This window comes from [Bacillus] caldolyticus, from assembly GCF_003595605.1.
GTDB classification, from domain to species: domain Bacteria; phylum Bacillota; class Bacilli; order Bacillales; family Anoxybacillaceae; genus Geobacillus; species Geobacillus thermoleovorans.
Genome location: NZ_CP025074.1, coordinates 2,732,891 through 2,749,884 on the forward strand (window position 1 = coordinate 2,732,891; position 16,994 = coordinate 2,749,884).

At 54.8% G+C, this 16,994-nt stretch carries 12 protein-coding genes and 1 other annotated feature; of the genes, 5 read left to right on the plus strand and 7 right to left on the minus strand.

Going from position 1 to position 16,994, the window contains the following annotated elements; all coding sequences use genetic code 11:
• Positions 1–90 precede the first annotated feature (90 nt).
• From CWI35_RS14225 to CWI35_RS14235, 3 genes are all read right to left on the minus strand, one after another.
• Complete coding sequence (locus tag CWI35_RS14225; protein ID WP_011232283.1) at positions 91–1,260, minus strand: acetoin utilization protein AcuC; 1,170 nt, start codon at positions 1,258–1,260, stop codon at positions 91–93.
• Entirely contained in the window at positions 1,257–1,901 is a 645-nt protein-coding gene (locus CWI35_RS14230; RefSeq protein ID WP_011232282.1) for an acetoin utilization AcuB family protein, read from the minus strand. The genes CWI35_RS14225 and CWI35_RS14230 overlap by 4 nt, the downstream gene beginning before the upstream one ends.
• A gap of 92 nt (positions 1,902–1,993) precedes the next feature.
• Positions 1,994–2,626 carry a GNAT family N-acetyltransferase gene (locus CWI35_RS14235; protein WP_011232281.1) on the minus strand — a complete coding sequence of 211 codons (633 nt, stop codon included), beginning with the start codon at positions 2,624–2,626 and terminating at the stop codon, positions 1,994–1,996.
• Positions 2,627–2,800: 174 nt separating this feature from the next.
• Here CWI35_RS14235 and acsA point away from each other — a divergent pair, with 174 nt between their 5' ends.
• Complete coding sequence (gene acsA / locus CWI35_RS14240; RefSeq protein ID WP_119877879.1) at positions 2,801–4,516, plus strand: acetate--CoA ligase; 1,716 nt, start codon at positions 2,801–2,803, stop codon at positions 4,514–4,516.
• A 344-nt stretch (positions 4,517–4,860) separates the two neighbouring features.
• On the opposite strand, the gene CWI35_RS14245 is transcribed toward acsA, so the two are convergent.
• Positions 4,861–7,611 carry a transglycosylase domain-containing protein gene (locus CWI35_RS14245; protein WP_119877880.1) on the minus strand — a complete coding sequence of 917 codons (2,751 nt, stop codon included), beginning with the start codon at positions 7,609–7,611 and terminating at the stop codon, positions 4,861–4,863.
• 155 nt (positions 7,612–7,766) lie between these two features.
• Positions 7,767–7,991 (plus strand) — a binding site (T-box leader).
• 50 nt (positions 7,992–8,041) lie between these two features.
• On the opposite strand from CWI35_RS14245, the gene tyrS reads away from it, so the two are divergent.
• Positions 8,042–9,301, plus strand: coding sequence for a tyrosine--tRNA ligase (gene tyrS, locus CWI35_RS14255; RefSeq protein ID WP_015375638.1), 1,260 nt, complete (start codon positions 8,042–8,044; stop codon positions 9,299–9,301).
• A gap of 46 nt (positions 9,302–9,347) precedes the next feature.
• Here the strand turns inward: tyrS and rpsD are convergent, their stop codons facing one another.
• Positions 9,348–9,950: a 30S ribosomal protein S4 gene (gene rpsD / locus CWI35_RS14260; RefSeq protein WP_011232276.1), complete on the minus strand. Its 603-nt coding sequence runs from the start codon at positions 9,948–9,950 to the stop codon at positions 9,348–9,350.
• A 310-nt stretch (positions 9,951–10,260) separates the two neighbouring features.
• On the opposite strand from rpsD, the gene CWI35_RS14265 reads away from it, so the two are divergent.
• Complete coding sequence (locus tag CWI35_RS14265) at positions 10,261–12,120, plus strand: sensor domain-containing diguanylate cyclase (RefSeq protein WP_021322106.1); 1,860 nt, start codon at positions 10,261–10,263, stop codon at positions 12,118–12,120.
• Between the two features lie 55 nt (positions 12,121–12,175).
• Here CWI35_RS14265 and CWI35_RS14270 read toward each other — a convergent pair whose 3' ends face one another.
• Both CWI35_RS14270 and hisJ read right to left on the minus strand, forming a co-directional pair.
• A complete protein-coding gene (locus CWI35_RS14270) occupies positions 12,176–12,652 on the minus strand; it encodes a GAF domain-containing protein (RefSeq protein WP_011232274.1) in 477 nt (158 codons plus the stop codon).
• Between the two features lie 92 nt (positions 12,653–12,744).
• Positions 12,745–13,569: a histidinol-phosphatase HisJ gene (gene hisJ / locus CWI35_RS14275; RefSeq protein WP_011232273.1), complete on the minus strand. Its 825-nt coding sequence runs from the start codon at positions 13,567–13,569 to the stop codon at positions 12,745–12,747.
• Between the two features lie 195 nt (positions 13,570–13,764).
• Between hisJ and ezrA the strand changes: the two genes are divergently transcribed.
• Positions 13,765–15,468, plus strand: a complete 1,704-nt coding sequence (ezrA, locus tag CWI35_RS14280) for a septation ring formation regulator EzrA (protein WP_011232272.1) — start codon at positions 13,765–13,767, stop codon at positions 15,466–15,468.
• Positions 15,469–15,846: 378 nt separating this feature from the next.
• Complete coding sequence (locus tag CWI35_RS14290) at positions 15,847–16,992, plus strand: cysteine desulfurase family protein (protein WP_011232270.1); 1,146 nt, start codon at positions 15,847–15,849, stop codon at positions 16,990–16,992.
• Positions 16,993–16,994 lie beyond the last annotated feature (2 nt).

Genomic DNA, 16,994 nt, shown 5'->3' on the forward strand with positions numbered 1-16,994 from the left:
CCTTGCAGTCGGCCCGTTTTTCGGTGAAAACGGAAGTTGACTAGGAAAACAGGACGTAGAAATCCATTGTTTTCTTTAAATGAAAAAAAATCAAGTCCCCGCCCGGCGTTGACTGCGAATGAAATACAACGCCTTTTCCACCGTTTGCGCATTTTTTTCGCTGATCTCCGCCTTGCGCGGGATCGGGGGATACAAGTCATCCGGGTCGTCCCACTCGAGCGGAAGCGCGACGGGTGAAAGCGGTTGCCAACGTTCGCGCCACTCATCCGGCAGCGGGCCGGACACATCGGCTTGTCCCGTCATCTCGAGCCAAAGGAGCGCCCATGCCCGCGGCACGACGCGCCAGATGTCATAGCCGCCGCCGCCGACGGCGATCCAGCGTCCGCCGCAATATTCATGCGCGATTTCGTGCGCGAGTTTCGGAATGGCGCGGTAGGTTTTCATCGTCACCGACAAATGGGTGAGCGGATCGTAATAGTGGGCGTCGACGCCGTTTTGCGTCACGATGACGTCCGGGCGGAAAAAGTCGGCGATTTCCCGAAGCGCGGTCGTATAGGCGGCGATCCATGATTCGTCTTCCGTGAACGCATCAACGGGAATGTTGAACGAATAGCCGTAGCCCGCGCCTAAGCCGCGCTCGTTGACATTTCCGGTCCCTGGGAACAAATAGCGCCCCGTTTCATGAATGGAAAACGTGCAAACGTTCGGATCGTCGTAAAACGCCCATTGCACCCCGTCGCCGTGGTGGGCGTCCGTGTCGACGTACAACACGCGCAGTCCGTATTTCTCCCTGATGTATTGAATGGCGACCGCGCTGTCGTTGTAGACGCAAAAGCCGGATGCTTTGCCGCGGAAGCCGTGGTGCAGACCGCCGCCAAGGTTGAGCGCATGCTCGGCCGCTCCGGAAAGAACCGCGTCGACGGCGGTGAGGGTGCTGCCGACCAAAAGAGCGCTCGCTTCGTGCATGTTTGGGAAAATCGGCGTATCCTCGGTGCCAAGGCCGTAGTTTTGCGCCGCCGCTTCCGACAGCTCGCCGCGCCCGGCCGCTTTCACCGCCTCGATGTAGGAGCGGTCGTGAATGAGCGCCAGCTCGTCATCGGTCGCCATGCGCGGGGCGACGATCTGGCGGTCTTCGAGCGCGCCGAGCGTGCAAAGCAAGTCGTATGTCATTTTGACCCGCAGCTGGTTGAACGGATGGTCGTCATGAAATTTGTACTGAAGAAATTGCTCGCTATAGACGAATGCGCAGTTTCGGCTCATGACGTAACCCCCGGCAAGTTCGGCCATAGCACGTGATAGCCGGCGTTTTGCAAATCGCGGATCAATGGAAGCGGATTCATCGTCTGCACGCGGAAAACTAAAATTTTCTCATTCGGATCCGGAGCTGGATACACCAAGACGCTGGCGATGTTCACATGGCGCTCGCTGATGATGGCCGCCGCTTTGCTTAACATGCCGGTTTCGTTCGGCACTTTGATCTCGATTTGCGACCCCGGCTGGTGAACGCCGGTCAATTCAATGAACGTGCGGAGCAAATCCGTTTGCGTGATGATGCCGACGAGTTTCCCGTGATTGACGATCGGCAGACAGCCGATTCGGTGTTCGTAAAAGAGCGCCGCCACCTCCTCGACGAAATCGAGCGGATGGCCGACGATGAGGTCGGTTTTCATAATCGTGCTGACCGGTTTTTGCAAGTCTTCAAGATGTTCATGAAGATGGAAAATGGACGGGCTCGCGTCGCGCAAATCTTGGCTCGTCACAAGCCCCAGAAGACGTCCTTCCTCGTCGACGACCGGCAGATGGCGGATGCGGTGATGTCTTAGCAGCTGCAGCGCTTCGGCGATTGTATTGGTGGCGCGAAGCGTGATAACCGGTGCTTTCATCACTTGTTCGACAAGCATCGTTCTCCTCTCCCCTTTGTGCGTGGCATTTTATGCGCGCCGCCCGCAACCGGCAAGGCGGGCGCAAACGTCCGGACAGCTGAGAATTTCAGCTAGTACATATAGCGGTTCATAAACCGAAGCCGGTCGAACCGTTGAATCGATTCGGCGTCGACCCGTTTGCCAATGCGGACCATGAGGCAGTTCGCCGGATGGGAGCAAATTTCCGGGTCGTCGGTCGCATACCAGACGAGCCCGCCGGCGTTCATCATTTTCTCCATCACTTTTCGGTACTCCCATACGTTCAGCCCCGTGCCTTTTAGATCCCAATGCCAATAATACTCCGTTGTAATGATGATGTAGTCTTCCATGGCGTCGTCCATCATCGAGACGATCAATAAATTTTTTCCGACGCCAAACCCGCGGAACTCCGGAATGACTTCAATGGCGCCAAGCTCGAGCAAATTTTCCATGTTCCCTTCCGACCAACGCTCAAGCGGATCGGGATACAAAAACGTCACATATCCGACAATCACCTCGCCGCGGCGGGCGATGATGATCCGCCCTTCCGGCAGCTTGGCGATTTCGATCAACGCTTTGTGCTGTTTGGCAGGCGGGCGGAAGGAAGTGAGGTCATGGTGGAATTCGTAGCTGGCCAACGCTTCCGGCGTCACCGGCCCTTCGATGAGGAGCGTTCCTTTCGGGGTTTTCAGCTCTTTGGCGTTATACGTTTTTTTATGTTCCATTCGTCCACCACCTGAATTGGTCGTTCTGCTTCCATTATACATAAAAACGGCGCCGGCTGGTGCGGTTCAAAAAAATTTCAAAAAAGTGGGGACGAGGAATATTTTAAAAATTGAGAAATGGTTTTCAATCGACTATAATAGAAATGTAATCACTTACATAAGGGGGATCGGAGAATGAACACAGAACGGCTTCCTGTCATACAAGGGGACTACAATTTGAAAAACTACGAAGAAACATATAAACAGTTTCAATGGTCGGAAGTGGAGAAAGAGTTTTCTTGGCATGAAACGGGCCGAGTCAACATGGCGTATGAGGCGATCGACCGCCATGCTGAGTCGTTCCGTAAAAATAAAGTGGCGCTCTATTACCGCGACGCGGTGCGGAACGAGAAATATACGTTCAAAGAAATGAAAGAGATGTCCAATAAGGTGGCGAACGTCTTAAAACAGGCGGCGGACATTCAGAAGGGCGACCGTGTGTTCGTGTTCATGCCGCGTTCTCCGGAACTGTACTTTGCGGTGCTTGGGATCATTAAAACCGGCGCCATCGTCGGGCCGTTGTTTGAGGCGTTCATGGAAGGAGCGGTGCGCGACCGTCTTGAAGACAGCGGGGCGAAGGCGATCATTACGACGCCGGAGCTTCTGCCGCGCGTGCCGGTCGGCGATTTGCCGGAGTTGAAGTACGTCTTTTTGGTCGGCGACGGCATTGTCGAGGAAGGGCCGTACATCGATTTGAAAAAGCGGATGAATGAGGCAAGCAAGCATTTCGACATCGAATGGGTCGACCGCCAAGACGGCTTGATTTTGCATTACACATCCGGTTCGACCGGCAAGCCGAAAGGCGTTTTGCACGTCCATAACGCGATGATTCAGCACTATCAAACGGCGAAATGGGTGCTCGACTTAAAAGAAGACGACATTTACTGGTGCACGGCTGACCCGGGGTGGGTGACCGGGACGTCGTACGGCATCTTCGGCCCGTGGCTGTGCGGAGCGTCAAGCGTCATCGTCGGCGGCCGCTTCAGCCCGGATGCTTGGTATCAAACGATCCAAGATTTCGGCGTCACCGTCTGGTACAGCGCGCCGACGGCGTTCCGCATGCTGATGGGCGCCGGCGATGAAGTCGTGAAAAAATATGATTTAAGCTCGCTCCGCCACATTTTGAGCGTCGGCGAGCCGCTCAACCCGGAAGTCATCCGCTGGGGGATGAAAGTGTTCGGCCGCCGCATCCATGATACGTGGTGGATGACGGAAACAGGCGGGCATCTCATTTGCAACTACCCGTGCATGGAAATCAAGCCGGGATCGATGGGGAAACCGATTCCGGGCGTTGAGGCGGCGGTCATTGATGACCAAGGAAACGTCTTGCCGCCGTACCGGATGGGCAACTTGGCCATCAAAAAAGGCTGGCCGTCGATGATGAAAACGATTTGGAACAACCCGCAAAAATATGAATCATACTTTATCGGCGACTGGTACGTATCCGGCGATTCGGCCTACATGGATGAAGACGGCTACTTCTGGTTCCAAGGCCGTGTTGACGATGTCATCAACACATCCGGCGAACGCGTTGGGCCGTTTGAAGTCGAAAGCAAGCTCGTCGAGCATCCGGCCGTTGCCGAAGCCGGCGTCATCGGAAAGCCGGATCCGGTGCGCGGGGAAATCATCAAAGCGTTCATCGCGCTTCGCGAAGGGTACGAGCCGTCCGAGGAGCTGAAAGAAGACATCCGCCAATTTGTGAAAAAAGGGCTTGCCGCTCATGCCGCGCCGCGTGAGATCGAGTTCCGCGACAAACTGCCGAAAACGCGGAGCGGGAAAATCATGCGCCGCGTCCTAAAGGCGTGGGAGCTCAACTTGCCGACCGGCGATTTGTCGACGATGGAAGACTGATGAGCGAAAAGCGTCTGGAACATCCGCTGTTCCAGGCGCTGTTGTTCTTTTCAGGCTGGGGCCGAAGCGGGGCGGCTGCAAAGACGGTGATGGAACGGAAAACGCGGCCAACAGCGTGATTTCTCCATTTGAAAAACTTGATACATGCCCGTTTCCTCTTCGCTTAAGAACCATCCATTTGGCGAAAATCCCCATCTTCACAAAACAAGAAAGGGTGTCCCAACAAGGATCGGGACACCCTCTTTTCGATCACCATATATACGCGCCAACTCTTTATTCAAAACGAATGGCATCTTCTAAAGAAAGCCAATCAAAGAAAGACAATCTTTTGGGTCAGCTCCTTGTCACTCCACGTCACCCGACGGCGGGGGAGAAGACGGCTCGCCGCTCTTTTGATGACCGGAATTGGGCGGCGAGGCGGACGGCAGCGAAACGAGGTTCGACGGCGCCGATTCCTGTCCGGCGATGTCCACAGCAGTGACGCAGTACGCGGCGCCCGGCTGCAGCGGCGAAAACGAGGCTGCCTCGTCCGCTTTAACAGCGGCGGCGAGGCGTCGTTCCCTCGTTTCGTTCACTAGATAGACGCGGTAGCCGATGACATCCGGCTCGTTATGGCGATTCCAGACGAGCTTGCCCCCTGCAAGCCGAGCGGCGGGTGGAGCCGGTGGACGGCCGTTTTCCTTTAATGTGGAGACGAGCGATGCATCGCCCGCCTGCCCTTCGCCGTTGATCCCCCAATCGGCGAGAAGCTTCGGATTCACGATCACTTCGCGAGTGACAAACTCTTCCGGCGTCGTCTCAAGCGCCACATAGCGGCGTCCGCCGATGACGACGACCCGGCTTTCCATCACTTCCTCGCCGCTTCCTTCCCGCGGTGCAAACTTCGTATTGTACAGATCGTAACGGACGAGCCCGGCTTTTTCGCACGCGGCCGACGGGCTGAAGCCGCTCGCGGCGCAGTAAGCGCGGCGGACGATGCCGCCTGGCATGAGAAACCGCTTCGGCGGAGCGATGAGCTTCGGGTTTTCTTGATAGGCAGCATTGATCAACCGCGCCCATAACAGCTGGGTGCGCTGGCTGTAGGAAAGCCCTTTGTAGCGGGACTCAAGCGGCGCCGGCCGGTCATAGCCGATCCAAACGCCGAACGTGACGTTCGGATTGACGGCGATAAACCACGAATCGCGCTTGTCTTGCGATGTGCCGGTTTTTCCCGCCCAATCGGCGGAAAAGGTCAAGTAGCGCGGCACCGACGAGGCCGTTCCGCCGTGAAGCACGTCGCGCATCATATCAATCATCAAGTACGACGTTTGCGGCGAAAACACCGGGACGGGTTTGCTTTGATGTTTGTAAACGATCTTTCCGTTTTTGTCCACAATCTTCTCAATCATGTAAGCGTCCACGAACGATCCGTAATTGGCGAACGTCGCATAGGCGTTGACGTTTTCCTCGACCGTGACGCCAATGTGCGTCCCGCCGATCGCCAAAGCTGGATTGGCCTCTTCTTGTTTGGCGACGCTCGTGACCCCCATTTTATGCAAATAGTCGATCGGATGGCGGGATCGAATTCTCATATACGTCCGAACAGCCGGAATGTTGAACGATTGCTGCAAGGCATAGCGCGCCGTGACGAGCCCGTGCGTTTTTCCGTCCGCGTTTTTCGGTGTATACGAACCGATCGAAAGCGGCAAGTCGGGAATGATCGTCGCCGGCTGGATGACGCCCATCTCCATCGCCGGCGCGTATACTAAGAGCGGTTTCATCGTTGACCCGTTGGACCGGTGCGCCTGGGTGGCGTGGTTCAACTGCTCGCGCCCATAATCGCGGCCGCCGACGAAGCTGATGATTTTTCCCGTTTTGTTTTCGATGAGCATCGCCCCGACTTCGACCGGTTGGCGATGGGGGATCATTTTTCCTGTTTTCTTGTCTTTGGTGTAATACACATTGTCGCTTCCGTAATACGGGTAGCGGGCGGCGATGCGCTGCATTTGTTCATAAATCTTTTTGTCGATCGTCGTATAAATCCGATATCCGCCTTGGCGCAACGCTTTTTCCGCCTCGCCGAGGTAGCGGCGGAAACGAGCGGGGTCGCGCTTCACCTCTTCCGGCTTATAGCCGTCGCGCTTGGCGAACGTCTCGGCGAGCACCTCTTTCGCCCGCCGCTCAATCTCCATCGTCAAAAACGGATATTGTTCAAACGGCGACGGCTTCGGGGCGGCGAAATGCTTCGCCACATCATAGGAAAGCGCTTCCTTATACTGTTTTTCCGAGATGTAGCCGGCCCGTTTCATCCGGTACAGCACCGTTTTCATCCGTTTCAATCCCGCCGAGAGATCCGATTTGACGCTGCCGTCAGCGGCAAACGGGGTGTAGACGAACGGGTTTTGCGGCAGTCCGGCCAAAAACGCCGCTTGAGCGAGATTCAACTCTTTGGCGTTGACGCCAAAGACGCCTTGGGCCGCGGCTTGGATGCCGGCGATGTTGCGCCCTGAAGAATTGCGGCCGAACGGAACGACGTTTAAATACGCCTCTAAAATGTCTTCTTTGGAAAAAAATTTCTCCAGACGAAGTGAAAGCAGCATTTCTTTCGCCTTCCGCTCAAACGACACCTCGTTCGTCAACATCTGGTTTTTGACGAGCTGCTGCGTAAGCGTGCTCCCGCCGCTTTTGACCGGCGAGTTGGTCAGCTCTTGAAACACGGCGCGGATGACGGCCTTCGGAACGACGCCGTCGTGTTCATAAAAATGTTCGTCTTCGGTCGCGATGATCGCCTGCACGACGTATGGCGACACCTCGGAAAGAGGCACCGCCTCGCGGTCAAGGTCGGACCGGAACCGCCCTAAATATACGCCGCCGTCAAAGTACATGTGGCTCGTTTCGCCGTAATGGTAAATCTCCTTTTTCATCTCGTCGGGCGAGGGAACGGGCATATCTTTGACCAAAAAGGCAAAATAGCCGGCGCCGGCGCCGATGGCAAAGCAGACAAGGCAGAGTGCGACGATGAGCAAAATTAAGATGACGTTCCAAACCACATCGTATGTAAGGGAAAAATAATGCCACGCTTTTTCAAGAGAAATGGAAAGTTGGTTTCGCTTCATGCCAGCCCCCCTATGCGGCAAGTCATTATATATCAGTATACCATAGGAAGGGGAGGCATTGTGGAATTTTGCCGATTTTTCGCCGTTTGTGCGAAAAGCGTTAGAGTTGACAGCGAGCGCATCGCTATGGTAATAAGAATGTATATATTTCATATGAGAAAGCGATGATGGGAACAAGTAGCGGCTGTCTCCCTGGTGCAGAGAGCTGGCGGACGGTGCGAGCCAGTCCACAGGCAGGCGTGAATTACCTCCCTGAGCAGCGATGGCGAACGTTTTTGGCACCTAGTAGCCATCCGCCGGCCGGCGCCGTTATCCAAATGAGTGAGAAAGCACCATGCTTTCTAAGTAGGGTGGTACCGCGACGAACACTCGCCCCTTCATCACGGGCGGGTGTTTTCTTTTGCATGACATTTATAGAGAGGTGAAGGACATGGATTTGCTTGCGGAATTGCAATGGCGCGGGCTCGTCAACCAAACGACGGATGAAGACGGGTTGCGCAAGCTGTTGAATGAGGAGCGGGTGACGCTCTACTGCGGGTTTGACCCGACGGCGGACAGTTTGCATATCGGCAACTTGGCCGCTATTTTGACGCTGCGCCGCTTCCAGCAGGCGGGGCACCGGCCGATCGCCCTAGTCGGCGGAGCGACGGGGTTGATCGGTGACCCGAGCGGGAAAAAAAGCGAGCGCACGCTCAATGCGAAAGAAACCGTCGAGGCATGGAGCGCGCGTATTAAAGAACAGCTCGGCCGTTTTTTAGATTTTGAAGCGGACGGCAATCCGGCGAAAATCAAAAACAACTACGACTGGATCGGGCCGCTGGATGTCATTACGTTTTTGCGCGATGTGGGCAAGCATTTCAGCGTCAACTACATGATGGCGAAAGAGTCGGTGCAATCGCGCATCGAGACGGGCATTTCATTTACCGAGTTCAGCTATATGATGCTGCAGGCATACGATTTTCTCCGCCTGTACGAGACGGAAGGCTGCCGCCTGCAAATCGGCGGGAGCGACCAATGGGGCAACATCACGGCAGGGCTTGAGCTTATTCGCAAAACGAAAGGCGAGGCGCGGGCGTTTGGCTTGACGATCCCGCTTGTGACGAAAGCGGACGGCACGAAATTCGGGAAAACGGAAAGCGGCACGATTTGGCTCGATAAAGAGAAAACATCGCCGTACGAGTTTTACCAGTTTTGGATCAACACCGACGACCGCGATGTGATCCGCTACTTGAAGTACTTTACGTTCCTGTCAAAAGAGGAAATCGAAGCGCTTGAACAAGAGCTTCGTGAAGCCCCAGAGAAGCGGGCGGCCCAAAAGGCGCTTGCTGAGGAAGTGACAAAGCTCGTGCACGGCGAAGAGGCGCTCAGGCAAGCGATTCGCATTTCTGAAGCGCTCTTTAGCGGCGACATTGCCAATTTGACAGCGGCGGAAATTGAGCAAGGGTTCAAAGATGTGCCGTCATTCGTTCATGAAGGAGGCGACGTTCCGCTTGTCGAGCTGCTCGTTTCTGCCGGCATTTCGCCATCGAAGCGGCAAGCGCGCGAAGACATCCAAAACGGCGCCATTTACGTCAACGGCGAGCGCCTTCAAGACGTCGGAGCCATATTAACGGCTGAACACCGCCTTGAGGGGCGGTTTACGGTCATCCGCCGCGGGAAGAAAAAGTATTATTTGATTCGCTACGCCTAAGAAAAAAGATCCGAAATGCATCGGCATTTCGGATCTTTTTTGCGCCTTAACGCGAGTAGAACTCGACGATGAGCGCTTCGTTGATTTCCGCCGGCAGTTCGGAACGCTCCGGCAAGCGGGTGTACGTCCCTTCCATTTTTTCCGGATTGAACGTCAAGTAATCCGGAATGTAGTTGTTCGCTTCGAGCGCTTCTTTAATCACTTGCAAGTTGCGCGATTTTTCGCGAACGGCGATCGTTTGTCCCGGTTTGACTCGGTACGACGGGATGTTGACACGGCTGCCGTCGACCAAAATGTGGCCGTGCGTCACGAGCTGGCGGGCTTGACGGCGCGTGCGGGCCAACCCTAAGCGATAGACGAGGTTGTCTAGGCGCGATTCTAACAAAATCATGAAGTTTTCGCCGTGTTTGCCCGGCATTTTGCCTGCTTCTTCAAACGTTTTGCGGAATTGGCGTTCGTTCACGCCGTACATATGGCGCAGCTTTTGTTTTTCTTGCAGCTGCAAGCCATATTCCGACAATTTCCGCCGTTGCCCCGGACCATGTTGGCCAGGCGGATACGGACGTTTTTGCAATTCTTTCCCCGTGCCGCTCAACGAGATGCCAAGGCGGCGGGAAATTTTCCACATTGGGCCAGTATAACGAGCCATTCGTTGCTCCTCCTTACGCTTTTATTCCCGTAAAATAAAAGCAGATGTGCGCCAACAATTATGGCCATTTTGTTTTCATGCATCCTCGCTCTCGCAGCTAAGAGTTACACGATGCACCTCGGCGGGTCGAGGAACAAAATGAACCATAAAGGTGGGCACAAAGGCTGCTATATTTTACACAAAGGCTATTATATGATTTTTAGAGGATAAAGTCAACATTTTGTTTCCCTTCTTCTCTATTTGTATGATATAATAAAAGATGCAATTTTTAGAAAAAATTTGTCATCCCATTCTCTCATTTGGAATGATGATGCCGGTTTGGGTGGAAAAGGCGATGAACAAGGAAGAAATGAAGCGGTATGAATCATTTAAACAAAAATTTTTCCACTGGTTTTTAGCGTTTCAGGACGATGGGCCGTTTTCGGCGGCGGCGGGCGAGTTGCTCGCGCTGCTAAAAGAAGAGCTGGCGCTCGAGCAAGCCGTTTTTTATTTGTACGACCCGGTGCGGGCTGCCTTTTATCCGGAAGCGGCCGCGGTTGGGACGCCGGACGCTGGGCCGATCGCGGCTGATGGAGAGCGGAAAGTCGCTGTTGTCGATGCCGGTGGGCCGCATATGGCGGCCCGGCTCTTTTTCATGCTTTCCGATGAGACGCCGGCGATGGTCGAGCTGATGTATCGAAAAGATGGCGGTTTTGACGAGCGGTTGTTGTGGGAGATCCGGACGGATTTGGCGCGATTGTTTCGGAAACTTAGCGCGGTGCTGCAAGGAGAGGGCGAAGAGAAACGGTATGGACAGCTGCATCACTTTGCCGCAAAAATTCATTCCTCGATGCATATCGATGTTGTGCTTGAAGAAATTATCCGCACGCTGCAAAACGTCTATCCATCATTCACCTACCACCTTCTGTTGTCGCATGACAACCATCTGCGCGGAAATTTGCCGATTAAAACGCTTGTATTGGATGAAAGGGAAAAACAGACGGCGGCGTTGCGGGCGTTTTTGACTGGACAAGTGCAATGCGAGGAGATGGAGGCGCCGCCGCGCTCGGTGCTGTACGCCCCGATTAAAGGGGTGCAGGCGGTGTATGGGGTGATTGAAATTATCGCCCCATACGCTGCGCCATTTCCAAAACGAGAGATTCATTTTATTTCGCTGCTGGCGAGCACGGCTGGAAGCGCGCTTGAGAACGCCAAGTTGTATGAACAGTCGCGCCGGCTTGTCGCCGATTTGCAGCTGATCAACGACACAATGCGCCAATTGAACGCCCGGCCGCGGCTTCATGAAGCCATTGAGTACATGGTATCGCAAATCCAACAATCGTTCGGCGCGGATGAAGTCGGTTTTTTCTTGTTTGCCGACGGCAAGCGGGAGCTTTTGCCAGGCAGCACGCCGTTTTTTTTCGACCATCGGTCCGAGCCCTATATCGAATGGGTGGAAAAGCGGCGCCAAAGCGGAAATGACATTTTATTTGCCGGTGATGTATGCGTGTCCGCTTTCGGTTCGTTTCGTTCCATCATGGCGGCGCCGATGCAGCAAAACAAGGAAACGAAGGGACTGTGCATTGCGCTCGCCAGCGAGCCATACCGATTTACGTTTGAGATGTTTAAGCTCTTGGAATCCCTCGTTCAACATTCAACGCTGGCGTTTATGAACGCGATGCTGCGCGAAGAGCTCGAGAAGATGGTAGTCACCGATTATTTGACAAAGCTGCATACGCGCCGTTACTTGGACGAGGTGATCCAAACATCCATGGGATCCGATGCATCCGGGGCGCTCATTTTGTTTGACATTGACAACTTTAAGCAAATCAACGATGTGTACGGCCATCAAACGGGCGATGGGGTGCTCGTCCAAGTGGCTGAGACGGTGCGCGCCAACATTCGCGATGGCGATGTGGCGGCGCGTTGGGGCGGGGAAGAGCTGGCGGTGTATTTGCCGAAAGTGCCGCTGTCTGACGCCATTTCGATTGCCCGCCGCATCACAGAAAAAGTCAGAGAACAAACGATTCCGACGGTGACCGTTTCGTGCGGCGTGTCATGGTGGGAGCGCCAAGGCTGCGAGGATGCAAAACAGCTGTTCAAACGAGCCGACGCCGCGCTTTATATGGCAAAAGAGACGGGAAAAAACTGCATTTTTGTGCACGATGACTGTCATTTGTATAAGGTGTAAAAAAAAGGAATCCGAGCAAGCGGATTCCTTCTTCGCGCTTGGTGCGCTTTTTTCGTCAGGCGGAAATGAGCACGCTGGCAAACTGCTCCAAGTAGCGGCGGTCGATGTCATCGAAGCGGTTTTTCACCGGGCTGTCGATGTCAAGAACGCCGATGACGCGGTCGTCTTTGATGAGCGGCACGACGATTTCCGATTGAGACGCCGCATCGCAGGCGATATGGCCCGGGAATTGGTGAACGTCTGGAACGACCACCGTCCGCCGTTTGGCGGCCGCCGTGCCGCACACCCCTTTGCCGAACGGAATGCGCACGCATGCCGGCAAGCCTTGGAACGGGCCAAGCACAAGCTCCTCGCCGTCTGCGAGATAAAAACCGACCCAATTGATGTCGGTGAAAAACTGGTTGAGCAAGGCGGCTGCGTTCGCCAAGTTGGCGATGAAGTTGGGTTCCCCGGAAATGAGCGATTTCAGCTGTTCGATGACGAGCGCGTAATTTTCTTCGCGTGTTCCGTTGTAAGCCATGGGACGAAACATAGAACTAGCCTCCTTTTTCATCATGGTTGGAGCAGGACTCTGGCCTCAACATCCAGCAGGATGCAAGCAGGGAAATGGCTGATTCGCCTATTTTATGACGGCTGCGGGCGGTTGTCAACCGAAAGCGCCTCGCGGTCCATCCTCTCCCGTCCTTGGTGCAAGTCGGCGGCGCGATGGGCGTCGGATCCGTAGACGATTGGGATGCCCCGCCGCCGCGCCTCGGCGATCACGCCGCCCGGCGGATACGGCTCAAGGCAGAGCGGTTTGGCGGCGCCGGCGCCGTTGTAGTCCAATTCATAGCCGAACTGCTTGATGTCATCGAGAATGGCAACAATCCACTCATCCATTGGTTCCAAGCATGGGAAACGGCGTTGGAACTTGCGCACAAGCGTCATATGGCCGATGCGTCTCGGTTTGTAGCGGCCAAGCTCCGTGCGGATCGATTGCAGCACCGTTTCGTAGTAGGCGCGGTGGACGCGTTCGACCGATCCGAACAAGCGGACGATGTCGGCGAACATATCTTCGCTGTAATCAAGGCATACATATTGCCCTTCGTGGGCCAAAAAGTGAACCGATAAAATGCTGTCGTCAAGCAGCGGGCCGACCTCGTCGAGCAGGCGGGTTGTTTCTTCCTCAAAGCCAGGAATAAAATCGACTTCGAGCCCGACACGGATGGCAATGTCGTTTCGGTAGCGGGCTTTCACCTCAGCGACGGCGTGCAAATAGCGCTCAAGCTGGCTAAGCTTCATCGAACAGTCCTGGTTGGGCGTTGGATCGATAAACCGCTCAGGAAGCGGGGCATGCTCCGTAAAGGAAATGTCGGTATAGCCCAGTTCGATCGCGCGCTCTACATAGGCCTCAAGCGGATCTTGGCTTCCGTGCGGACAAAACGGCGTATGAATATGCCCGTCGCGCATGATCGATTTTCCTCCTTTCTTCCTTATGTATCATAGCAAAAATAGTGAAGATTCTTGTAAAAAAAATAAAAATTTTGGTCAAAAAATGTCGTTAACATGGTATCATAAAAACATTGAAAAACATATATTTTTGCCTTCTCCGCTATTTTCGTTTGTTCGATAGAAGTAGCTTGAATGCAAGGAGGGCATCAGCGGATGGGAATGGCATGGATCGTTCTGCTCCTCGGAGCGGGGGCAATCATATATAATCATGTGTACCGGAAGCGGATGTACCGGGAAATCGATCGGCTCGAGGAATGGAAAATCAACTTGATGAACCGGCCGGTGCCGGATGAGCTGGCGAAAGTGAAACAGCTGAATATGACAGGGGAGACGGAGCAGCTGTTTGAACGATGGCGCCAGCAATGGGACGACATTGTGGCAGTGAAGCTGCCGAATGTGGAAGAACAGCTGTTTGACGCGGAGCGGCTGCTCGACAAATACCGCTACCGGCAGGCGCGCCGGCTGCTTGGGCAGATCGCCGACGGATTGCGTCGTCTTGAGGAAGAAGTGCATGAAATCATTCATGAAGTGAATGAGTTGATCGGCAGCGAGGAACAAAGCCGGGCGGAGATCGAGGAGCTGCGTGCGGCTCACCGGGAAGCGAAAAAGGCGCTGCTTGCTTACCGTTATACGTTCGGTTCGGCTGCCGACTTGCTTGACGTCCGTTTAACGGAAGCGGAAAAGCAGTTTCAGCGGTTTGCCGAATTGACGGAAGCCGGCAACTATTTGGCGGCGCGCGATGTGGTTCTGACACTGAAGGAAGAGCTCGGCCGGCTCACAGCCATGATGGAAGAAATTCCCAAACTTCTTGGCGAATGCCAAACGTCGTTGCCAGCTCAGCTCGCTGAGTTGGCTGATGGCTATCGAGAGATGGAAGAGCGCGGATACATCCTTGACCATTTGCACATGGAGCGCACGCTTCAGGAAAAACGGGAAAAAATCGAGCAATGTCTGGCCATGATCCATGAGCTGCGCATCGAAGAAGCGAAGCAGATTGTCGCTGAGCTGAAAGAAGAGATCGACGCGCTCTACGATTTGCTCGAAAACGAAGTGCTCGCGCATCAATATGTGCAAACGGAAATGCCGCGCCTCAGCGGCATGCTTCAGGAGCTCGCCGCCGAGGCGAAGGAAACCGAGGCCGAGGCGCTGTTCGTCCAGCAAAGCTACCATTTGGCGCCAAGCGACCTCGAAAAGTACCGGAGCATCGAAAAGCAGCTGCACCAGTTGCAAAAGCGGTTTTTTCTCATTCAAGACCGCGTTGCCGAGGCGAAAACAGCGTATTCGCTCCTGAAAGAGGAGCTTGAGCAGCTTGTGTCTCAGATCGACCTCATGAAGGAAGAGCATGAACAGTTTCGAACGATGCTGCAGACGCTGCGCAAAGACGAATTGATCGCCCGCGAAAAGCTTGACGGCATGAGAAAAACATTGGCCGAGGCGCTCCGCCTTGTGCAAAAAAGCCGGCTGCCGGGGCTGCCTGAACCGTATGCGCTTGAATTGGCGGAAGCGAGACGCAGCTTGCAAGCCGTTGCCGCGCGTCTTGAAGAAAAGCCGCTTGACATGCCGGCGGTCGACCAAGCGTTGGAGGAGGCGAAAGCGGCTGTGGAACGGTTGTATGAGCGGACGGTGGAAATGATCGAACAGGCGACGCTGGCGGAGCGGACGATTCAATACGGCAACCGCTACCGCCGCCGCTATCCAGCGGTCCGCAAAGGGCTGGAAGAAGCCGAATTTTTATTTCGCCATTATGATTATGAGGAGGCGCTCCGACAGGCGGTGGCGGCCGTTGAAGAAGTCGAGCCGGGCGCGTTTGACCGTGTGCAGAAATTATGGCAGGAGGATAACAGCCGCGAACAGTGATAAACCACCCGATCACGAGTATTGATTATCCATTATTTTACCTAAAAAACACAGAATCATATGGCTGAACACAAGCTTTTCTGCCTCTTCCCTCGAACAAGAACGCCGCCCGGAATATCTTGAATGAGGGGCTTCGTTTGCTGTCTTCGTAAGGCAGCCAAACCGTGGGACGCACGGGGATGGCTTGGCTGACAGCCTGCCGTGGGGCGGGTGTTCCCAAGAATCTCCCACCTCTAAGCGCAGGTGGGAGATTGTTCAATGGGTTTTTGGTGAATAATGTAAATGACGGTGTGTTTTCGTTGTCGATTGGCGCCTGTTTTGGTTAAGATGGACGATGTACAGCGATATTTTGCCGACAATGAGCGGAGGATGGAAGCGATGATTTATCTTGACAACAGTGCGACGACCAAACCATTTCCCGAGGTGATCGATTCGTTCGTCGCCGTCGCAACGAACTATTTTGCCAATCCGTCGTCGCTCCATGGGCTGGGCATGAAGGCGGAGCGGCTTTTGGCGCAGGCGCGTGAACAAATCGCCGCCATGCTGCGCGTTAAGCCGAACGAAATCGTTTTTACCTCCGGCGGAACGGAGGCGAACAATTTCGCCATCAAAGGGGTCGCCTGGCAATATCAGCGGCGCGGCCGGCATATCATTACGACGAAAATCGAGCATCCGTCTGTCGCTGAACCGTGCCGCCAGCTTGAGGAGCTTGGTTTTGAGGTGACGTACTTGCCGGTCGACCGCGAAGGAAGGGTATCGGTTGAGCAAGTGGAACGCGCGCTGCGCGACGATACGATTCTCGTGTCGGTCATGCACGTCAATAACGAAGTTGGCACGGTGCAGCCGATCGAAGAAATCGGCGCCCTCTTGTCCCGCTATCCGAAAACATTGTTTCACGTCGATCGGGTGCAAGGGATCAGCAAAGTGCCGCTCGACTTGAAGCAAGCCGGTGTCGATTTATGCACGATATCGGCGCATAAATTTCACGGATTGCGCGGCGCCGGCTTGCTTTACGTCCGTGAAGGCGTCCGCTTGGCGCCGTTGATTGCCGGCGGCGGGCAGGAGCGGCAGCTTCGGTCCGGAACGGAAAATGTCGCCGCCATCGTCGCGATGGCGAAGGCGCTTCGCTTGGCGCTCGAGCGCTACGAGCGGGACATCGGCCGGCTTCAAGCATTGAAAGACGAGTGGCTTGAAGCGCTCTTGGCGATTCCAGACATCGAGATCAACACGCCGCGCGATGGCGCCGCTCCTCATATCATCAACTTTTCGTTAAAGCGCGGCGTGAAGCCGGAAGTGTTTGTTCACGAACTGGAAAAAAGCGGAATCTACGTTTCGACGACGTCAGCCTGTTCATCGAAAAAAAAGGCGCCGAGCAAGACGCTTTTGGCCATGGGGCTTGGTGAAGACCGAGCCGAGCGCGGCATTCGCATCAGCTTGTCGTTTGACAACAGCCGGGAAGAAATCGCGCCGGCGGTGGCAGCGATCAAGCAGGCGATCAAAACATTAAGCGAGGTAACGGAATAAGA

Excerpts from the sequence above, each read along its gene's own strand:
- CWI35_RS14225 (WP_011232283.1), bottom strand. The coding sequence starts at position 1,260 with ATGAGCCGAAACTGCGCATTCGTCTATAGCGAGCAATTTCTTCAGTAC.
- CWI35_RS14230 (WP_011232282.1), bottom strand. The coding sequence starts at position 1,901 with ATGCTTGTCGAACAAGTGATGAAAGCACCGGTTATCACGCTTCGCGCC.
- CWI35_RS14235 (WP_011232281.1), bottom strand. The coding sequence starts at position 2,626 with ATGGAACATAAAAAAACGTATAACGCCAAAGAGCTGAAAACCCCGAAA.
- acsA (WP_119877879.1), top strand. The coding sequence starts at position 2,801 with ATGAACACAGAACGGCTTCCTGTCATACAAGGGGACTACAATTTGAAA.
- CWI35_RS14245 (WP_119877880.1), bottom strand. The coding sequence starts at position 7,611 with ATGAAGCGAAACCAACTTTCCATTTCTCTTGAAAAAGCGTGGCATTAT.
- tyrS (WP_015375638.1), top strand. The coding sequence starts at position 8,042 with ATGGATTTGCTTGCGGAATTGCAATGGCGCGGGCTCGTCAACCAAACG.
- rpsD (WP_011232276.1), bottom strand. The coding sequence starts at position 9,950 with ATGGCTCGTTATACTGGCCCAATGTGGAAAATTTCCCGCCGCCTTGGC.
- CWI35_RS14265 (WP_021322106.1), top strand. The coding sequence starts at position 10,261 with ATGCCGGTTTGGGTGGAAAAGGCGATGAACAAGGAAGAAATGAAGCGG.
- CWI35_RS14270 (WP_011232274.1), bottom strand. The coding sequence starts at position 12,652 with ATGTTTCGTCCCATGGCTTACAACGGAACACGCGAAGAAAATTACGCG.
- hisJ (WP_011232273.1), bottom strand. The coding sequence starts at position 13,569 with ATGCGCGACGGGCATATTCATACGCCGTTTTGTCCGCACGGAAGCCAA.
- ezrA (WP_011232272.1), top strand. The coding sequence starts at position 13,765 with ATGGGAATGGCATGGATCGTTCTGCTCCTCGGAGCGGGGGCAATCATA.
- CWI35_RS14290 (WP_011232270.1), top strand. The coding sequence starts at position 15,847 with ATGATTTATCTTGACAACAGTGCGACGACCAAACCATTTCCCGAGGTG.